This is a genomic window from Roseateles sp. GW823-FHT07B05, from assembly GCF_058794515.1.
In genome coordinates this window covers 27,406-43,005 of sequence record NZ_JBXAGX010000015.1, presented here as the reverse complement: position 1 = coordinate 43,005, position 15,600 = coordinate 27,406, and the positions used below count along the sequence as shown (strand labels likewise).

The 15,600-nt window shown below is 71.7% G+C and carries 14 protein-coding genes; 5 read left to right on the top strand and 9 right to left on the bottom strand.

The features are described from left to right. The first annotated feature begins 99 nt into the window (after window positions 1-99). Window positions 100-855 carry a hypothetical protein gene (locus AC1Q7O_RS23500; RefSeq protein WP_492661269.1) on the top strand — a complete coding sequence of 252 codons (756 nt, stop codon included), beginning with the start codon at window positions 100-102 and terminating at the stop codon, window positions 853-855. Continuing rightward, window positions 855-2,135 (top strand): 3-deoxy-D-manno-octulosonic acid transferase, encoded by a 1,281-nt coding sequence (locus tag AC1Q7O_RS23495; protein ID WP_492661270.1) that lies wholly within the window; start codon window positions 855-857, stop codon window positions 2,133-2,135. The genes AC1Q7O_RS23500 and AC1Q7O_RS23495 overlap by 1 nt, the downstream gene beginning before the upstream one ends. A 12-nt stretch (window positions 2,136-2,147) precedes the next feature. On the opposite strand, the gene AC1Q7O_RS23490 is transcribed toward AC1Q7O_RS23495, so the two are convergent. The 5 genes from AC1Q7O_RS23490 to AC1Q7O_RS23470 all read right to left on the bottom strand — a co-directional run bounded on the left by AC1Q7O_RS23490 (window position 2,148) and on the right by AC1Q7O_RS23470 (window position 7,820). Then, window positions 2,148-2,753, bottom strand: coding sequence for a hypothetical protein (locus AC1Q7O_RS23490; protein WP_492661271.1), 606 nt, complete (start codon window positions 2,751-2,753; stop codon window positions 2,148-2,150). Window positions 2,754-2,860: 107 nt separating this feature from the next. After that, window positions 2,861-4,264, bottom strand: a complete 1,404-nt coding sequence (locus AC1Q7O_RS23485; protein WP_492661272.1) for an efflux transporter outer membrane subunit — start codon at window positions 4,262-4,264, stop codon at window positions 2,861-2,863. Between the two features lie 16 nt (window positions 4,265-4,280). Further along, on the bottom strand, window positions 4,281-5,864 hold the full coding sequence (locus tag AC1Q7O_RS23480) for a DHA2 family efflux MFS transporter permease subunit (protein WP_492661273.1): 1,584 nt from the start codon (window positions 5,862-5,864) through the stop codon (window positions 4,281-4,283). A 12-nt stretch (window positions 5,865-5,876) separates the two neighbouring features. After that, window positions 5,877-6,980 carry an HlyD family secretion protein gene (locus AC1Q7O_RS23475; protein ID WP_492661274.1) on the bottom strand — a complete coding sequence of 368 codons (1,104 nt, stop codon included), beginning with the start codon at window positions 6,978-6,980 and terminating at the stop codon, window positions 5,877-5,879. Window positions 6,981-7,004: 24 nt separating this feature from the next. Beyond that, on the bottom strand, window positions 7,005-7,820 hold the full coding sequence (locus tag AC1Q7O_RS23470) for a pirin family protein (RefSeq protein WP_492661275.1): 816 nt from the start codon (window positions 7,818-7,820) through the stop codon (window positions 7,005-7,007). 91 nt (window positions 7,821-7,911) lie between these two features. On the opposite strand from AC1Q7O_RS23470, the gene AC1Q7O_RS23465 reads away from it, so the two are divergent. Continuing rightward, window positions 7,912-8,853: a LysR family transcriptional regulator gene (locus tag AC1Q7O_RS23465; protein ID WP_492661276.1), complete on the top strand. Its 942-nt coding sequence runs from the start codon at window positions 7,912-7,914 to the stop codon at window positions 8,851-8,853. Next, window positions 8,850-9,680 carry a hypothetical protein gene (locus AC1Q7O_RS23460; protein WP_492661277.1) on the top strand — a complete coding sequence of 277 codons (831 nt, stop codon included), beginning with the start codon at window positions 8,850-8,852 and terminating at the stop codon, window positions 9,678-9,680. The genes AC1Q7O_RS23465 and AC1Q7O_RS23460 overlap by 4 nt, the downstream gene beginning before the upstream one ends. Window positions 9,681-9,699: 19 nt before the next feature. Here AC1Q7O_RS23460 and ligA read toward each other — a convergent pair whose 3' ends face one another. Beyond that, the gene (gene ligA, locus AC1Q7O_RS23455; protein WP_492661278.1) at window positions 9,700-11,736 is read right to left on the bottom strand and encodes an NAD-dependent DNA ligase LigA; all 2,037 of its coding nucleotides are present in this window, start codon (window positions 11,734-11,736) and stop codon (window positions 9,700-9,702) included. A gap of 40 nt (window positions 11,737-11,776) precedes the next feature. Between ligA and AC1Q7O_RS23450 the strand changes: the two genes are divergently transcribed. Further along, window positions 11,777-12,295, top strand: a complete 519-nt coding sequence (locus AC1Q7O_RS23450) for a hemerythrin domain-containing protein (protein ID WP_492661279.1) — start codon at window positions 11,777-11,779, stop codon at window positions 12,293-12,295. A 10-nt stretch (window positions 12,296-12,305) separates the two neighbouring features. Here the strand turns inward: AC1Q7O_RS23450 and AC1Q7O_RS23445 are convergent, their stop codons facing one another. The 3 genes from AC1Q7O_RS23445 to AC1Q7O_RS23435 are packed head-to-tail and all read right to left on the bottom strand — an operon-like array spanning window position 12,306 to window position 15,579. Continuing rightward, on the bottom strand, window positions 12,306-13,427 hold the full coding sequence (locus AC1Q7O_RS23445; RefSeq protein WP_492661280.1) for an HD-GYP domain-containing protein: 1,122 nt from the start codon (window positions 13,425-13,427) through the stop codon (window positions 12,306-12,308). 59 nt (window positions 13,428-13,486) lie between these two features. Continuing rightward, entirely contained in the window at window positions 13,487-15,424 is a 1,938-nt protein-coding gene (locus AC1Q7O_RS23440; RefSeq protein WP_492661281.1) for a TonB-dependent receptor plug domain-containing protein, read from the bottom strand. Further along, on the bottom strand, window positions 15,421-15,579 hold the full coding sequence (locus tag AC1Q7O_RS23435) for a hypothetical protein (RefSeq protein ID WP_492661282.1): 159 nt from the start codon (window positions 15,577-15,579) through the stop codon (window positions 15,421-15,423). Before AC1Q7O_RS23435 ends, AC1Q7O_RS23440 begins: the two co-directional genes overlap by 4 nt. Between the last annotated feature and the right edge of the window lie 21 nt (window positions 15,580-15,600).

Here is a 15,600-nt window from a genome sequence, read left to right as displayed (position 1 = left end):
CGCTGCGCTGAACGCGAGCGAGTCTGGTCGGTCCCCCGAGGGGCCGGCTTGGGAGCGGCCCGGCGCTCGGCCCGAAAAACAAATCACAGGGAGAACGACATGCCATTGATCGGAGGCCTGCACATCCTGATCGCGCTGCTGTGCGCGGTGCATGCCGTGCGCAGCGGCCAGCCGATGTACTGGCTGTTCATCCTGTTCGCGTTCCCGCTGCTGGGCAGCGTGGTCTATTTCTTCGCCATCTACCTGCCCAACTCGCGGCTGGACCGTGGCGCCCGCAAGGCCGTGTCGGCCGCCGCGCGGGCCATGGACCCCGGTCGCGACGTGCGCGAAGCGCGTGCCGTCTACGACGTGTCGCCGTCCGCGCAGAACCAGATGCGGCTGGCCGAGGCGCTGCTGAACGCCGGCGAGGCCAAGGAGTCTGCCGAGCTGTACGAAGGCGCCCTCAAGGGGCCGTTCGCCAACGACCCCGACCTGCGCTTCGGCGCCGTGCGTGCCTACGTCGACTGCCAGCGCTTCGACGCCGCGCTCAGCCATCTGCAGGTGCTCAAGGCCGACCGGCCCGAGTACCGCTCCGACCAGGTCCTGCTGCTGCTGGCCCGCTGCCTGGCCGGCACCGGCCGCCAGGCCGAGGCGCGCGAGAGCTTCGAGGCGGCCGTGCGCCGGTTCGGCAGCTTCGAAGCCCATGCGGAGTACTCGATCTGGGCGCTCGCCAGCGGCGATGCGGCCACCGCCGCGCGGCTGCAGACCGAGATCGATCGCCAGGTGCAGCTGTGGAACCCCGTCAGCCGCGAGCTGAACGCACCGGTCATGCGCCGCCTGAAGGCCGCGCACGAGCTGGCGCGCAAGGGTGGCTGATGCCTGAGGGCGTCGCGCTGGCGCTCTACGCGGCCGTGCTGCGGCTGCTGACGCCCGCCTACCTGCTGCGCCTGTGGCGGCGCGGCGCCGAGGAGGCGCCGTACCGCCACGCGCTGGGTGAGCGGCTGGGTTTCTACGCTGGAACGGCCACATCGGGCCGGCTGTGGATACACGCCGTCTCGTTGGGCGAGACGCGCGCGGCCAGCGCCCTCATCGACGCGCTGCGCGCCCGCGACCCGACGCTCAAGTTTCTGCTGACGCACTCCACCGCCACCGGCCGCGAGGCCGCGCAGGCGCTGTTGCGCGACGGTGACGCGCTGACCTGGCTGCCCTACGACACCCCTGGCGCCGTGCGCCGCTTCCTGCGCCACTGGCAACCGCGGCTGGGCGTGTTGATGGAGACCGAAGTCTGGCCCGTGCTGCAGCGCGAGGCCGAGCGGGCCAGCCTGCCGATGGTGCTGGCCAACGCCCGGCTGTCCGAGAAGAGCCTGCGCCAGGGCCGGCGCTTCGGTGCGCTGCTGCGCCCGGCCGCACGGCGCATGACGCTGGCGCTGGCGCAGACCGAGGCCGATGCGGCCCGCATCCGCGCGATGGGCACGGCCCGCGTCGAGGTGGCGGGCAACCTGAAGTACGACATCGCCGTGGACCCGGCGCTGATCGCGCGCGGCCAGGCCTGGGCGGCACGCCTGGGCCGGCCGGTGCTGATGCTGGCCGTCAGCCGCGAGGGCGAGGAGCAGGCGCTGCTGGACGAGTGGGCGAAGCGTCCGGCGCCGCGCCCGCTGCTGGCCATCGTGCCGCGGCACCCGCAGCGCTTTGACGAAATCGCCGGTCTCATCCAGGCCGCCGGCTTCACGCTGGCGCGGCGCGGCAGCTGGGGTGACGAGCCTCCCGCCGACGCGCTGGCCGCCGACGTCTGGCTGGGCGACTCCATGCGCGAGATGCCGCTGTACTACGGCCTGGCCAGCGTCGCGCTGCTGGGCGGCAGCTTCGAGCCGCTGGGCGGCCAGAACCTCATCGAGGCCGCGGCCTGCGGCTGCCCGGTGCTGGCGGGGCCGCACACGTTCAACTTCGCGGAAGCCGCCGAGCTGGCCATCGCCGCGGGCGCGGCCGAGCGCTGCGCATCGCTCGCGGCGGCGGTGGCGCGCGGCGACGCGCTGTGCCGGGCCGAGCCGGCGCGCGCAGGGATGAGCGCGAACGCGCTGGCCTTCTCGGCCACGCACCGCGGCGCGGCCGGCCGCATGGCCGACGCGCTGCTGGCATTGCCCCAGGCGCGCGCCTGAGGCCCGCCCGGGTCAGGGCTTGTTGTCGGCGGGCTGGGTAAAGGCCTGGACCGCGGCCTTCAGGTCGGCCACCGTCTGCGCCAGTTCGTTGTTGCTGAGCGCGTCGACCGCCGAGCGGGCTTCCAGCGGCCCCAGGTTGGTGACGGTGTCGACCGCCTTGGCCACGACGGCAATGCCCAGCTCGTTCATGGCCTGCTGGTGGGCCACGGCGTTCTGCTGCGCCAGGTTGGTGTTGGCCACCAGGTTCGCGTAGGCCAGGTTGTCGAGCATGGCCGGCTGTTCGCCGGCAGCCTTCACGTTGCCGCTGTTCACGGCATTCACGACTTCTTCGTTCAGGGGCATGGCAGGACTCCTTGCGTCAGAGGATGGGGGCGGCGCTGGACCGGCCGCGCTGGGGACCGCCTGGACCTGGGCCAGGACGTGGTTGAAGTCGGCGACCAGCCGGGCGATGGCTTCGCTGCCGGCGGCCAATCCCGCCTGGTCGAGCAGTGCGACAGCCCGCGCGACGAAGGCCAGCCGCAGCAGGTTCGTGGCCTGCTGCTGGGCGATGGCGTCCTGCTGACCGAGCTGGCGATAGAACAGCTGCTGCGCCTCGGCGGCTGCGGTGCTGTCGGTCATGGGGGGCCTCCTTGCTGCGGATGTCAGGCGTACACCCTCCCAAACGGACATGGCGGCCCAAAGCCGCCATGTCCCGGTGGATCGCCCATCACGGGGCGACCCGCGCGTCAGCCGCCCCAGCCCCCGCCCAGCGCCTTGACGAGCTGCGCCGTCGCCGCCCATTGCGCGCCACGCAACTGGGCCAGCGCGCGCTCGGTGGCCAGCGGCGTGCGTTCGGCCTCGGTCACGTCCAGGTAGCTGACGGCACCCTTGTCGTAGCGGCTGCGGGCCACGTTCAGCGCCTGGCTGCTGGAAGCCAGCGTGAGGGTCTGCGCATCGACGACCGCGGTGCGGCCCTGCAGCTCGGCGAGCGCGTCGTCCACCTCGCGCAGCGCCTGCAGCATGCGGCCGCGGAAGACTGCCAGCGATTCATCGACGGACGCCTTGGACGCCGCCAGGTTGGCCTTGTTGCGCCCGCCTTCGAACAGCGGCAGCGAGATGCTGGGACCGACGTTGTAGAGCCGCGCGGGCGCCGAGATCAGCGCGCCCAGGTCTTCGCTGGAGTAGCCGAAGCTGCCGGTCAGCTTGATGGACGGGTAGAACGCTGCCTCGGCGATGCCCACCTGGGCCGTCGCGGCATGCAGCTGCGCGAGGCTCTGCGCCAGGTCGGGCCGGCGCTGCAGCAGCTCCGACGGCAGGCCGGCGCGCAGGGCCGGCGGCGTGGCGAGCGGAGCCGCCGTCAGCTTCAGGTCGGCGGCGGCCTGGCCGGTCAGTGCGGCCAACTGGTTCAGCAGCAGCGACTGGCGGCGCGGCAGGTCGGCCAGGTCGGCCTCGGCGGCGGCCAGCTCGGCGCGCACGCGCTCCAGGTCCTGCGTCGTCGACGAGCCGGCGTCGAAGCGCGTCTGCGCGACCTGGAAGGCCTTGGCGCGGCTGTCGCGCACGCGCTGCAGCGCGCCCACCTCGTCGGCCAGCGCGCGCCACTGCCAGTAGGCGGCGGCGACGTCGGCCGTCAGCGCGACACGGGCGGCGGCGGCGTCCAGCGTCGTCGCGTCCAGCTGCGCCTGCGCGGCCTCCTGCTGGCGCTTCACGCGGCCCCACAGGTCCAGCTCCCAGCCGACGCTGGCCGACAGCCCGAAGCTCTCGCCCTCGAACGTGACGGCGTGGCCGTTCAGCACCGGCGTCGTTGTCGCCTTGGCCGACGTGCGCAGGCCGCCGGCACTGGCGCCGACGTCCACGCGCGGCAGCTCGTCGGCCTTGGTCGCGCCGAACACGGCGCGGGCCCGCTCGATGCGCGCGGCCGCCGCGGCCAGCGTCGGGCTGGCCTGCAGTGCCTGTGCCTGCAGCGCGTTGAGCTGGGTGTCGCCAAACATCAGCCACCAGTCGCGCTGCAGTTCGGCGCCGGCCGCCGGGCTGGCGGCGCGGTAGGCGGCCGGCGCGTTCGCGGCGGGCGCCTGGTAGTTGGGGCCCAGCGTCGTGCAGGCAGCCAGGGCGGCCGTGGCGACGAGGGTGAGGACAGTCTTGAGTTGGATCATGGTCGATCTCCCGTATTCAATGCGCGGCTTCGGCGCCAGCCGCGCCGCCCATCACCTTCTTGCTCATCCAGACGATGGCCACGCAGGCCAGCAGCGCGATGCCGAGGATGAGGAAGGCGTCGTTGTAGGCCATCACGAAGCTGTCGCGCCGCACGACGTTGTCCAGCGCCTTCATGGCCATGTCCTGCGCCGTTGCGGCGTCGAAGCCCTTGGCGGTGAAGTTGGCCGCCAGCGTGTCCAGCCGGACCTGCGTGGCGGTGTCGTACAGCGTGACCGACTCGCCGATGCGGGCGCTGTGCAGGTGCTCGCGGTTGGTCAGCAGCGTGGCCAGCGTCGCGATGCCCACCGAACCACCCAGGTTGCGCATCATGTTGAACATGCCGGACGCGCTGGGCAGCAGCTGGGGCGGCACGCCGTTCACCGCGAAGTTGGTCAGCGTGATCATGATGAGCGGCTGGCCCAGTGCCCGCACCACCTGCGCGGCGATGAGCTCGGGGCCCGCCGTGTCGGCGCTCATGTGCGTGTTCATGAAGCACGACAGCGCGAACAGGCCCAGACCCACGCTCATCATCACGCGGTTGTCCAGCTTGGTGGACAGCTTGGCCGCGAACGGCATGATGAACAGCTGCGGCAGGCCCATCCACATGATGACCAGGCCGATCTGCATCGGCGTGTACTGCGCGATCTGGCCCAGGTACAGCGGCAGGATGAAGGCCGAGCCGTAGAGGCCCATGCCGGTCGCGAACGCGATGACGCCGGCGATCAGGAAGCTGGGGCGGCCCAGGATGTGCAGGTCGATGAAGGTGTTCTTGCGCGTCAGCCCGCGCCAGCCCCAGCCGTAGAGGCCGCCCACGGCCAGCACGGCAGCGCCGATGATGAACGGGCTCTGGAACCAGTCCTTGGCGTTGCCCTCCTCCAGCATCGCCGTCAGCGAGCCCAGGCCCAGCGCCATGAAGAAGATGCCCCACCAGTCCACGTCGCGCAGCAGCTTGAGGTTCATGGGCTCCTTGTCCAGCCCATAGCCCACGCCCAGCATCAGCAGCGCGCCCGGCACCCAGTTGATGTAGAAGATGCTGGGCCAGCCGTACAGCTCCGTCAGGTAGCCGCCGATGGTGGGGCCCAGCGTCGGCGCCAGCGTGGCCGTCATGCCGAACAGCGCCAGGCCGATGGGCCGCTTGTGCAGCGGCAGCCGGCGCGTGACCAGCGTCATCGCCATCGGGATCATGACGCCGCCCGTGAAGCCCTGCGCCGCGCGGAACGCGATCATGGACTCCAGGCTCCAGGCCATGCCGCACAGCGTGCTGAAGATCAGGAACAGCGCGACGTTGACGATGAGATAGCGGCGCGTGGAGAACACCATCGCCAGGAAGCCTGCCAGCGGGATGACGATGATCTCGGACACCAGATAGGCGCTGGAGATCCAGGAGCCCTCTTCCTGCGTGGCCGACAGCGCGCCGAGGATGTCGCGCAGCGACGAGTTGGTGATGGCGATGTCCAGCACCGCCATGAAGGCGCCCAGCAGGCTCGCCAGCACGGCGATCCAGGTGCGGCCGCTGACCTTCTGGTCGGGCGGTGGCGGGAGGTGGTTTTCGTTGCCCATGCCGGCCCCGACTTACTCGCCGATTTCCACTTCAACCTGGACGGACAGGCCCGGCACCAGGCGCGAGGCCGCCTCGCCCAGCGCCTTCAGGCTCTCGGGCTCGAAGACAACCTTGACCGGCACGCGCTGCACGATCTTCGTGAAGTTGCCGGTCGCGTTGTCCGGCGGCAGCAGCGCAAAGCTGGCGCCCGACGCGGGCGCGAAGCTGTCCACGCGGGCCAGCAGGTCCTGGCCCGGGAAGGCGTCCACCTTGACGTGCACCTTCTGGCCCGGCTTCATCCGGGCGAGCTGGGTTTCCTTGAAGTTGGCGACGATCCAGGTCTCCGGCTCGACGATGGCGGCCAGCTGCTGGCCCGCCTGCACGCGCTGGCCCACCTCCACCGTGCGCTTGCCGATGCGGCCGTCGCTGGCCGCCTTCAGCTCCACATAGCCGAGCTGGTTCTGAGCGTCCTTGAGCTGCGCCTGCGTGGCGGCCTTCTGCGCGTTGGCCGACTGGCGCGCGCTCTCGGCGGCAGCCACGGCTTCCTTGGCGGCGCTGGCACTGGCCTTGCGGGCGGCCAGGTCGGCGCGGGCCACGTCGCGGGCGGCCAGCGCGGCGTCCAGCTCCTGCTTGCTGGTGGCGCGCAGCTCGGCGCCGAACAACGCCTGGCTGCGCTTGGCTTCCAGCTCGGTGCGGGCCAGCACCGCCTCGGCCTGGGCGACCTGCGAACCCGTCGCCGCCGCCTGGGCCTTGGCCTGGGCAATCTGCGCGGCGCTGGTGGCAATGGCGGCGTCGGCCTGCGCGATCTGCGCCTTCAGCCGCTCCACCTGCACGGCGGCGTCGGCCGGGTCCAGCCGCAGCAGCACGTCGCCGGCCTTCACGACCGCGTTGTCCTGCATGCGCATCTCGGTGACGACGCCGGCCACGCGCGTGGCGACCGGGTGGAGGCGGCCGGCGATGAAGGCGTTCTCGGTCTCGACGAGGTGCTGGCTGCGCCACCACATGCGGCCGCCCAGGCCGATGCCGCCGATCAGCAGCAGCGCGCCGATGATGAGCAGCGGCACGGGTGGGCCGCTCTTCTTGCCGTTCTGGGCGGCGGGCTTGGGCGCGGCGGCGTTGTCTTGCGGAGCGTTCATGACAGGGTTCCTTGTGCGGGATCGTTAGGTTTGTTGTCGGGGGCAGAGGCGGCCCATGCCGCCGGTCTGGAAACGTTGCAGCGCGGCCACCACCTGGCCCTCGTCGCTCATTGCGAACGGGCCGTGGCGCACCAGCGGCTCACGCAGCGGCCGGCCGCTGAAGCAGGCCAGGCGCAGCGGGTCGATCGCGGTGAGGCGCGCGCTGCCGCCTTCGGGCAGGCTCAGTGCCCGGCCGGCCGACAGCGGCAGCCCGGCGCCCTGCCCTCGGCCGGCAATGGCGACCGCGAAGCCCTGCTCGCCGTGGTCCAGGGCCAGCTCGAAGCTGGCATCGGCGTCAACGTCGACGATGGACAGCGCCGCCGGCCACGGCAGTGCCAGGCCCGCGGCGCCGCCGAACACCTGCACCGCCCGCCAGCCGGGGCCGGCGCGGTGCGGCATCTGCTCCGGCGCCAGCGCCATGACGGCCGGCGCGCGCAGCTTCTGGTCGGCCGGCAGGTTCACGAAGATCTGCAGACCATGGGCCTCGCGGCCGGGTTCGGCCGGGAATTCGTCGTGCATGACACCGCGGCCGGCCAGCGTCCAGTGCAGGCCGCCGGGTACCACGGCATGCTCGCCGCCCAGCGAATCGCGGCTGACGAGGCCGGTGGCCGAATCGTCGAACAGGTAGGTCACCGCCGAGAAGCCCGCGTGCGGGTGCGGCGCGAACACCGCCTCGCGCATGCGGAAGTGGTCCACCATGATGAACGGGTCCAGCAGCGCCAGCGGCTCACGCCAGCCGTCGGCCTCGAAACCGGCACCGATGCGGTGGCGTTGCGGCTGCAGAAGGCGGGCGGTTGACATGATGGCCGTGACTGTAGAGAGTTCCATTTCCGGCGCATAGCCGCAAAACTCAAACGGACCGTTCCAGAAACGAAACGCAATAAAACGAGACATGAAGATCGACGACCTCCTGCTGCTGGCCCAGGTGCACAAGGCCGGCTCGCTGTCCGAAGCGGCCCGGCAGCTGGCTCTGCCCAAGGCCACGCTGAGCCGGCGCCTCACGGCGCTGGAGACCTCGGTGGGCGCGCGGCTGTTCGTGCCCGGCGCGGCGCGCATGACGCTGACCGAGCTGGGCGAGCAGCTCGCCGAACGCGCCGCGCGGCATGACGACGACATCGCCGAGACACGCCACTGGCTGGCCTCGCGCGACGCGACGCCGCAAGGCAAGGTGCGCGTGTCGGTGCCGTCGGAGTTCGCGATGCTGGTGCTGGCCGACAGCTTTGCGCGCTTCGTGCGCCGCTACCCGAAGGTGGAGCTGGAGCTGGACACGACGCCGCGCCGCGTGGACCTGTTCAACGAGCCCTACGACGTGGCCGTGCGCATGGGCCCGGTGGACGAACCCGACCTCGTCGCGCGCCAGTTCATGCTGCTGGAACGCGGCCTGTACGCCAGCCCCGTGTACCTGCAGGCCCGCCCCGCGCCGCAGACGCCGGCCGACCTGGCTGACCATGACTTCGTCGTGCTGACGCAGGGCAAGGGCATGTACCGCACGCTGCTGAACGGCAAGCAGACGGCCGAGGTGCAGATGCGCGGGCCGCTGGAGGCCAACTCCATCGGCCTGGTGCTGTCACTGACGCGCGCCGGCGGAGGCATCGCCAGCTTCCCGTTCGGCATGGTGGCCGCCGACGTGGCCGCCGGCACGCTGGTGCCGGTGCTGCCGGAGTGGCGCTACGAGCCGCTGCCGGTGCACCTGCTGACGGCCAGCCGGCGGCTGATGCCGGCCAAGACGCGGGCCTTCATCGACCACCTGTTCGAGACGGTGCCGGAGTGGGCCAAGGGACCATTTCTCGCGGTGCCGTCGAAGTTTTCCGGGCTCGTCGAGCGCAAGCCATGAGGAGGTTCGTCGTTTCGGCGCTTGCATTGCTCGGCGTCGTTGCCGCGGTTGGCCTTCGCAACACCGACCGAGCGGTGGATGAGGCACCGGTTTCTTCAGAGCGAGCCTCCCTGAGCCCCGAGCCTGCGGCGAGCGTCGTAGCCGCTGCATCGACGGTGCAAATGGCAGCTTTAGCAGACACGGCGCCCCCATCGAAGGCGGCCGAGGTCAGTCGCCTCGTGCGAACCGGCACGCCGACTGACGCATGGGCGGCCTACCAGCTGCTTGCCGCCTGCGTTCGCGCGAGGAAGATCGCCGAGCAGTTGCCAACAACGCCGCCCGGCATCACACGCACCTGGATGCGCAAGGAGCCCAAGCCTGGCGTCGTCTGCGGCGACATCAGTCCGGGGCAGATCGCCAGCCGGGCGAGCTACCTGGAACCCGCTGCCAAGGCGGGGCTTGCGGGCGCCGCGATGGCGTTTCTCCGGGAAGGGCCGACGGGCCAGCCAGAGTTGGACGCGGATGCCGCGCCTGACAGCCCGGGGGTGGCCGAGTGGATGCAGCGCTCCAGGTCTTATGTCCGGCAGGCCGCCGAGAACGGGGAGCGGGAAGCCATCTTCAACATGAGCAACTTCCATCAGTTCACGGCGCCAGATCACGCCCAGGCGTTGCGGTACTTCACGGCTTATGTCGAACTCACCCGCGACAGCACGGCACCGCGGCCCGGACGTGACATTACCGATCCGCAGACATTCGCGCTGCTGAAGCAGGGGTTGAGCGACCCACAGATTGCCGAGGCGATGGCTTCCGGGAAGCAGCTGTCCGAGCGGGTTCAGCAACGCCGTTGAGGCCGGCAGGCCGGTGATCTCAGCCGGCCAGCAATGCTCGCAGCCCCGCCTCATCCAGCACCGTGACACCCAGCGTGCGTGCCTTCTCCAGCTTGCTGCCGGCCTCCTCGCCGGCGATGACGTAGCTGGTCTTCTTGGACACCGAGCCGCTGACCTTGCCGCCGGCGTCCTCGATCAGCGCCTGCGCCTCGTCGCGGGACAGCGTGGGCAGCGTGCCGGTCAGCACCAGCGTCTTGCCCAGCAGCGGGCGCGGCCGGTCGTCGCCCTCGCCTTCGCTTTCCTTCGGCTGAACACCGGCCGCCAGCAGCTGCTCGACGACCTCGACGTTGTGCGGCTGCGCGAAGAAGGTGTGGATGCTGGCCGCGACGATGGGGCCCACGTCGGGCACCTCCAGCAGTTGCTCGACGCTGGCGCCCATCAGCTTGTCCAGCGTGCCGAAGTGGCGCGCCAGGTCCTTGGCCGTCGTCTCGCCCACCTGCCGGATGCCCAGCGAGAACAGGAAGCGCGCCAGCGTCGGCGTCTTGCTCTTCTCCAGTGCATCGACGATGTTCTGCGCGCTCTTCTCGGCCATGCGGTCCAGCGCCGCCAGCTTGGCCACACCCAGCTTGTAGAGGCCCGGCAGGCTAAGCACGATGCCGCTGTCCACCAGCTGCTCCACCAGCTTGTCGCCCAACCCCTCGATGTCCATCGCACGGCGGCCGGCGAAGTGCAGCAGGGCCTGCTTGCGCTGCGCCGGGCAGAACACGCCGCCGGTGCAGCGGTAGTCCATGCCGCCGCGCTCGCGTGCGGCCTCGCTGTTGCACACGGGGCAGGCGCGCGGCATGTGGAAGTTGGGCACGTAGCGCGCGCGCTCGCCCGGCACGCGGCCGACGACCTCGGGGATCACGTCACCGGCGCGGCGGATGATGACCTGGTCGCCCACGCGCACGCCCTTGCGGCGCATCTCGAACAGGTTGTGCAGCGTCGCGTTGCTGACCGTCGTGCCGCCGACGAACACCGGGTCGAGCCGCGCCACCGGCGTCAGCTTGCCGGTGCGGCCCACCTGGATGTCGATGGCCAGCAGCGTCGTGACCTGCTCCTGCGCCGGGTACTTGTGCGCGACGGCCCAGCGCGGTTCGCGGGTCTTGAAGCCCAGCCGCGCCTGCAGCTCGCGTGAATTGACCTTGTAGACGACGCCGTCGATGTCGAACGGCAAAGCATCCCGCTTGGCGGCCATGGCCTGGTGGAACTGCACGAGGCCGGCATGGCCCTGCGCCACCACGCGGTCACCGTTGACCGGCAGCCCAAAGCCGGCGAGTGCATCCAGCAGGCCGGCATGCGTGGCCGGGATGTCCCAGCCCTGCACTTCGCCCAGGCCGTAGGCGTAGAAGCACAGCGGCCGCTGGCGCACCAGCGCCGGGTCCAGCTGGCGGATGGCGCCGGCCGCCGTGTTGCGCGGGTTCACGAAGGTCTTCTCTCCCTTTTCGCGCTGGCGCTCGTTGAGCTTCTCGAAGTCGTCGCGGCGCATGTAGACCTCGCCGCGCACCTCCAGCACGGCCGGCGCGTCTCCCTGGAGGCGCAGCGGGATCTGGCCGATGGTGCGCACGTTCTGCGTGACGTCCTCCCCCGTCTCGCCGTCGCCGCGCGTGGCGGCCTGCACCAGCACGCCGTGCTCGTAGCGCAGGCTCATGGCCAGGCCGTCGAACTTCAGCTCGGCGGCGTACTCGACGGGCGCGTCGGCCTCGGTCAGCGCCAGCTCGCGGCGCACGCGGGCGTCGAACGCGATGGCGCCGCCCTCGGTGGTGTCGGTCTCGGTCGTGATGGACAGCATGGGCACCACGTGGCGCACCGGCGTCAGCCCGGGCAGCACCGCGCCGATGACGCGCTGGGTGGGCGAATCGGCCGTTAGCAGCTCGGGGTGCGCAGCCTCCAGGGCCTGCAGCTGGGCGAACAGCTTGTCGTACTCGGCGTCCGGCAGTGCGGGCGCGTCGAGCACGTAGTAGAGATGGGCGTGGTGGTTGAGCTGGGCGCGCAACTCGGCGGCGCGTTGGGCGGGCGTGGCGGAGGCGTCGGTCATGCCGGCATTGTCGCGGGCCGCGGCGACGAGAATCGGCAGCATGGCCACGTTCCCCCTGCTCCACGCCGGCCCCGCGGTCGGGTTCGACCAGCCCTTCGACATGCTGCTGGCCTGCCACGAGCGCGTACAGCGCAGCCTGGACCTGCTGCTGCGCCTGCAGGCCCACGCGGCCCGGCATGGCGCCGACACGCAGGCCCGCGACGCTGCGCGCGACGTGCTGCGCTACTTCGACCTGGCCGGCCCCAAGCACCACGAGGACGAGGAGCGCCACGTGCTGCCGCGGCTGCGCGCCGCCGGGCGTGAGGCGCTGGCGCAGCGGCTGGCCGACGACCATGCCGAGATGACGCGACAGTGGGCCGCGCTGCGCCCCGCCCTTGCCGGCCTCGCCGCGGGTGAGGCGACGCCGCTGGACGCCGATGCCTGCCAGGCCTATGCCGCGCTGTACGCCGAGCACATGCGCGCCGAGGAAGGCGAGGCCTTTCCGCTGGCGGCGCGGGGGCTCGCCGACGATGCACTGGCGGCGATGGGCAGCGAGATGGCGGCCCGGCGCCGCGGATGACGCCCGGGGCCTAGTCGGCGAAGCGTTCGCGGATCTGCCGGCGCGCGGCGTCGTCGCCCAGCAGCGCCTCCACGCAGGCGCCGTCGATGAGCCCGCGCGCCGCCTGGCTGCGCAGTTCCTCGGCGCAGCGCGCCTCGTCCCACGGCTGCTTGTAGGGCCGGGTGGACGACAGCGCGTCGTACATGTCGGCCACGGCGACGATGCGGGCAGGCACCGGGATCTCGGCCATCTGCAGGCCGCGCGGATAGCCGCTGCCGTCGCCGCGTTCGTGGTGGCCCGCCACGACGTCGCGCATGATGATGGCCGCCGTGTCGCCCTGCAGGCCGAGGTCGGCCACGATGTGGTCGATGAGCTGCTCGCCGATGGCGACGTGCTGCTGCATCAGCCGCCACTCGTCGGCATCGAGCTTGCCGGGCTTGAGCAGGATCGCATCGGGAATGCCCACCTTGCCGATGTCGTGCAGCGGCGCGAACAGGTGCAGGTACTCGATGGTCTCGTCGGTCAGGCCATAGCGGTCAGCCACGCCGCGCGCGATGAGGCGCGAGTACTTGGCCATGCGCTCCAGATGCCGGCCGGTCTCCACGTCGCGGATGCGGGCCAGGCCGGTGGCGATGTCGACCGCGCCGATCAGGTGGTGCACGGCCGAGAGCCGCAGCAGGTAGAGCTGCGAAATGATGTCGGCGAACTGGTCCAGCACGCCGCGCACCGGCGGCGTGAAGGCGGCGGGCTGCGTCGAGTCGAAGAACAGGAAGGCCGACAGCTCCGCACCGCGGAAGATCGGCAGCGTGTAGCTGCTGCGGTAGTGCTGCGACTTGAGCCAGCCGGTGTGCGTGCTGGCGGCGTGGAAGGCCTCGTCGATGTCGTCCACCACGCGGGCCGTGCGGCCGTCGCGCAGCGCGATGAGCGAGGGGACGTCGCTCAACCGGGCCTCGTGGCGCTGCAGCGTGGGGCCGCCTTCGTTGCTGCTGGCAAAGGTCTTGAGCAGGTCGGTCTCGGGGTCGTACAGCGCCAGCGCGATGCGGCCGATGGACGGGTAGCGCGCCAGCAGGATGCTGTGCAGGCTGCGGATGCGCTCGCCGAGGCCCGAGCGCTCGATCTCCGCGCGGTTGAGCACCTGCTCCGATGTCCTCATCACGCTCCCCTTCGTGGCGACCGGGCCATGTTAGGGGCCGGGTCAGGCGCCGGGGCGCGTCACCAGCGCCCTTCGACACCGATACGACAGCTGCGCGGCAATTCTTCCCAGGCGAACAGGCTGGACTTGGCGGCGAGCCGCGTGTTCGTGACGTTATCAATACCGGCGCGCAGGGTCAGGCCATGCCCCAGCGCGACGCTGGCATGCAGGTTGGCCAGCGTGACCCGCGGCACGGCCTGCGGCGGCTGGCCCGCTACCGTGGCGGCCAGGCGCAGGCCGCTCTGCGTCGTCACGTCGCCACCGGCCTGCCAGGCGCCCCGCCGCCAGTCGGCCCGCAGGCCCCAGGTGGTGCGGGCGCGCTTTTCCAGCCACACGCCGCGGCCGTCGTGGGCGCTCAGCAGGCCGGCCTGGGCCTGCAGCGTCCAGCTGCCGCTGCGCCAGCCGGCAGCGGCCTCCAGCCCCTGCAGCACGGCCGTGTCGATGTTGCGGAACTGGTAGGTGCCGCTGGCCGGCGAGCCGCTGAGCAGCACGGGCACGATGAGGTGGCGGATACGGTTGCGGAACAGCGTGACGGAGGCGCCGGCCTGCGGGGCGTCCCAGGCCACCGTGGCCTCGGCGTTGTCGTTGGTTTCGGGCTGCAGGCCGGCCTGGCCGACGTAGGTGTTGGGGCCCTCGTCTTCCCGGTAGTCGGGGTTGATCTGCTTGAGCGTGGGCGCCTTGAAACCGTGGCCCACGCCGCCCTTGACGACCCAGCCGGCCACGGGCTTCCAGACGGCGTACAGCCGCGGGCTGAACTCCGTGCCGAAGCGGCTGGCGTGGTCGGCGCGCGCACCGGCGGTCAGGCTCAGCGCCGGCGTCAGGCGGGCTTCGTCCTGCAGGTACACGCCGGTGTGCGTGGCGCTGGCGTGGCCGCCGGGCAGGCCGGCGTTGGTCAGCCGCTCGTCGCGCAGCTCGAAGCCGCTCGTCAGCAGCTGGGCGGTGCCCATGGGCGCGCTGGCCTGGCCCTCCAGCACGCGGTCGGTCAGCGAGTTGGGGCGCAGCGAGGCGACGCCGTTGGTCTTCACGTTGCTGACCGCCAGGCGGTTCTCGTAGACGCGCAGCAGCGTCTCGCGGCCTGCGCCCCAGTCGGCGTCCCACTGCAGCGCGGTGTGGTCGCGCACGAGGTGGTGCTGGCTCTGGTGGTAGCGCTTCTGGCCCGAGCGCTCGCGGGCGTCCAGCCAGCGCTGCTCGTCGCCATGGCGGGCGTCCAGCGCGAGGCGTTGGCCAGGGGCTGCGTGCCACTGCAGCTTGAGGGCAGCCTCGCGCGGCTGGCGCCCCTCGACGGCGGTGATGTGCGCATCGGCCGCCGTCGGCGTGGCCTCGCGCCGCGCGTCGCTCAGCGCCAGGCCGAAGTCCACCGCGCTGCCGAAGCTGCCGCGCAGCGCCGCGCCCAGCCGGTGGCCGCTGCCGCCGCCCTGGCCGCGGCGCCCCTCGGTGAAGGCGCGGGCCTGCAGTTCGCCCGTCAGCGGTTCGGTGATGACGTTGATGACGCCGCCCAGCGCCTCGGCGCCGTACAGCACCGACATGGGCCCGCGCACGACCTCGATGCGGGCGATGTCCACGGCGCCGGTCCAGTCGAGCTGGAAGTCGGACGAGCCGACCAGCCCGTCGCTGGCCGAGATGCGCTGGCCGTCCACCAGCACGAGCACGTGGCGCGGGTCCATGCCGCGCAGCGACAGCGACTTGCGCCCGCCGGTGGGCCGGCCGAAGGCGGTGACGCCGGGCTCCACGCGCAGCGCCTGCAGCAGGTTGTCGGTGCCGCGCTGGGCCACGGTCTCGGCGTCGACGACGGTGATGGCCGCCGGCGCGTCGGCCAGCGGCATGGCGTGGCGCGTGGCGCTGACGACGATGCGCGGCAGCGCCTCGGGGCTCTCGGCGGCCAGCGCCGCGCCGCCACCCAGTGACAGCAGCGCCAGCGCAGACAGGGGCAGGCGGGGAAGGTGCAGTGTGGTGTTCATGGCCCGCAGCATTGCGCCGGGCGATGTGCCAGACCTTGACCGAGTTCAAGACGCACGGCGCCCGCCGCGCGCGGCTTGATCCACGTCAACACGCCCGCAACGGCGGCGAAAACTTGAACCCGGTCAAGGAAGCCGCGCACGGCTGCTTCGAGCATGGCGCCATTCCCACTGCAAGG